We start from the raw sequence: 3,521 nt of genomic DNA on the forward strand, positions 1-3,521 counted from the left end.
GGTGTGGGAAACGCCGCTTTGAGGAACCGCCAACACACTATTGGGCTTTGAGACAACAAGCCCGCTATCTCTTCGTCCCTGTGTGGGAAACCGGAGATAGGACTGTGTTGTCGCCCTGCTTTGGTGGTGGGGTGTGGTGTTTGATTTGTGGATAGTGGTTGCGAGCATCTCGCAGCGGATTGCTCACCTTTTTGGGGTGGGTGGTTTGTTGCGGTGATAATGCAATTTTTTATTCTTCCGAGAATATTTTTTGATCTGTTTTGTGTGTAAGTGTTTAAGGGCGCATGGTGGATGCCTTGGCACTGGGAGCCGATGAAGGACGTGGGAGGCTGCGTTATGCCTCGGGGAGCTGTCAACCGAGCGTGGATCCGAGGATGTCCGAATGGGGAAACCCGGCACGAGTGATGTCGTGTCACCCAACGCTGAATGTATAGGCGTTGGGGGGGAACGCGGGGAAGTGAAACATCTCAGTACCCGTAGGAAGAGAAAACAAAAGTGATTCCGTGAGTAGTGGCGAGCGAAAGCGGAGGATGGCTAAACCGTGTGCATGTGATACCCGGCGGGGGTTGTGTGTGCGGTGTTGTGGGGCGTTTCTTTCTTCTGGCCGCCGTCAGGAGCAGAAGTGATAAACCGTTGGGTTAGGTGAAGTGGCCTGGGATGGTCTGCCGTAGTGGGTGAGAGCCCCGTAACCGAAAACCTCAGCGGCTTCTGGGAAATGTTTTCCCCGAGTAGCAGCGGGCCCGTGGAATCTGCTGTGAATCTGCCGGGACCACCCGGTAAGCCTGAATACTTCTCAGTGACCGATAGCGGATCAGTACCGTGAGGGAATGGTGAAAAGTACCCCGGGAGGGGAGTGAAAGAGTACCTGAAACCGTGTGCCTACAATCCGTCAGAGCCCTCGACTTTGTTGTGGGGTGATGGCGTGCCTTTTGAAGAATGAGCCTGCGAGTCAGGGACATGTCGCGAGGTTAACCCGGGTGGGGTAGCCGCAGCGAAAGCGAGTCTGAATAGGGCGTATCACGTCAACAGTGGCGTGTGTAGTGGTGTGTTCTGGACCCGAAGCGGAGTGATCTACCCATGGCCAGGGTGAAGCGCGGGTAAGACCGCGTGGAGGCCCGAACCCACTTAGGTTGAAGACTGAGGGGATGAGCTGTGGGTAGGGGTGAAAGGCCAATCAAACTCCGTGATAGCTGGTTCTCCCCGAAATGCATTTAGGTGCAGCGTCGCATGGTTCTTGCTGGAGGTAGAGCTACTGGATGGCCGATGGGCCCTACTAGGTTACTGACGTCAGCCAAACTCCGAATGCCGGCAAGGTGTAGTGCGGCAGTGAGACGGCGGGGGATAAGCTCCGTGCGTCGAGAGGGAAACAGCCCAGATCGCCGGCTAAGGCCCCTAAGCGTGTGCTAAGTGGAAAAGGATGTGCAGTCGCGAAGACAACCAGGAGGTTGGCTTAGAAGCAGCCACCCTTGAAAGAGTGCGTAATAGCTCACTGGTCAAGTGATTGTGCGCCGATAATGTAGCGGGGCTCAAGCACACCGCCGAAGCCGCGGCAGCAACACACGTGTGTGTTGTTGGGTAGGGGAGCGTCCTGCATCCGGTGAAGCCACAGAGTGATCTAGTGGTGGAGGGTGTGGGAGTGAGAATGCAGGCATGAGTAGCGATAAGGCAAGTGAGAACCTTGCCCGCCGGAAGACCAAGGGTTCCTGGGCCAGGCCAGTCCGCCCAGGGTGAGTCGGGACCTAAGGCGAGGCCGACAGGCGTAGTCGATGGACAACGGGTTGATATTCCCGTACCCGTGTATGAGCGTCCCTGACGAATCCATTCTGCTAACCACCCAAAAGGTTGGTGATCGTCTCCTTCGGGAGTCGACATCGACCGGCTGCGTGGGACCCGTGTGGGTAGTAGTCAAGCGATGGGGTGACGCAGGAAGGTAGCCGTACCAGTCAGTGGTAATACTGGGGCAAACCTGTAGGGCGAGTGATAGGCAAATCCGTCACTCATGTGCCTAAGAGGTGATGCATAGCCGAGTGAGGCGAATTCGGTGATCCTATGCTGTCGAGAAAAGCCTCTAGCGAGCGCATACACGGCCCGTACCCCAAACCAACACAGGTGGTCAGGTAGAGAATACCAAGGCGTACGAGTGAACTATGGTTAAGGAACTCGGCAAAATGCCCCCGTAACTTCGGGAGAAGGGGGACCCCCACACCGTCAACACCTTCGCGGTGGGCAGCGGGAGGGGGTGGCACAAACCAGTGAGAAGCGACTGTTTACTAAAAACACAGGTCCGTGCGAAGTCGCAAGACGAGGTATACGGACTGACGCCTGCCCGGTGCTGGAAGGTTAAGAGGACCCGTTAACCCGCAAGGGTGAAGCGGAGAATTTAAGCCCCAGTAAACGGCGGTGGTAACTATAACCATCCTAAGGTAGCGAAATTCCTTGTCGGGTAAGTTCCGACCTGCACGAATGGCGTAACGACTTCTCAGCTGTCTCAACCATAGACTCGGCGAAATTGCATTACGAGTAAAGATGCTCGTTACGCGCGGCAGGACGAAAAGACCCCGGGACCTTCACTACAACTTGGTATTGGTGCTCGATACGGTTTGTGTAGGATAGGTGGGAGACTGTGAAACACAGACGCCAGTTTGTGTGGAGTCGTTGTTGAAATACCACTCTGATCGTATTGGGCCTCTAACCTCGAACCGTCTATCCGGTTCAGGGACAGTGCCTGGCGGGTAGTTTAACTGGGGCGGTTGCCTCCTAAAAAGTAACGGAGGCGCCCAAAGGTTCCCTCAACCTGGACGGCAATCAGGTGTTGAGTGTAAGTGCACAAGGGAGCTTGACTGCGAGACGAACATGTCAAGCAGGGACGAAAGTCGGGACTAGTGATCCGGCACCCCCGAGTGGAAGGGGTGTCGCTCAACGGATAAAAGGTACCCCGGGGATAACAGGCTGATCTTCCCCAAGAGTCCATATCGACGGGATGGTTTGGCACCTCGATGTCGGCTCGTCGCATCCTGGGGCTGGAGCAGGTCCCAAGGGTTGGGCTGTTCGCCCATTAAAGCGGCACGCGAGCTGGGTTTAGAACGTCGTGAGACAGTTCGGTCTCTATCCGCCGCGCGCGTCAGAAGCTTGAGGAAACCTGTCCCTAGTACGAGAGGACCGGGACGGACGAACCTCTGGTACACCAGTTGTCCCACCAGGGGCACCGCTGGATAGCCACGTTCGGACAGGATAACCGCTGAAAGCATCTAAGCGGGAAACCCCCTCCAAGACCAGGCTTCTCACCCATATCAGTGGGATAAGGCCCCCCGCAGACCACGGGATCGATAGACCAGACCTACACGCCCAGCAATGGGTTCAGGGAACTGGCACTAACCGGCCGAAAACTTACACACAACGCTCGCAACCACACCACGCGTACCAACCACGCAAACACACCCCACCACCAAAACACCCTTCCCAACCAACCTGGGACACCCTAAAAAGTGAATAAAGTTACGGCGGTCAATAGCGGCAGGGAA

General features: G+C 56.1%; 1 rRNA gene. It reads left to right on the top strand.

The features are described 5' to 3' along the window. The first annotated feature begins 264 nt into the window (after window positions 1-264). Window positions 265-3,395: ribosomal RNA gene (locus RMCN_RS29915) — 23S ribosomal RNA — on the top strand. Window positions 3,396-3,521 lie beyond the last annotated feature (126 nt).

This window comes from Mycolicibacterium novocastrense (assembly GCF_001570485.1).
Lineage (GTDB): Bacteria > Actinomycetota > Actinomycetes > Mycobacteriales > Mycobacteriaceae > Mycobacterium > Mycobacterium novocastrense.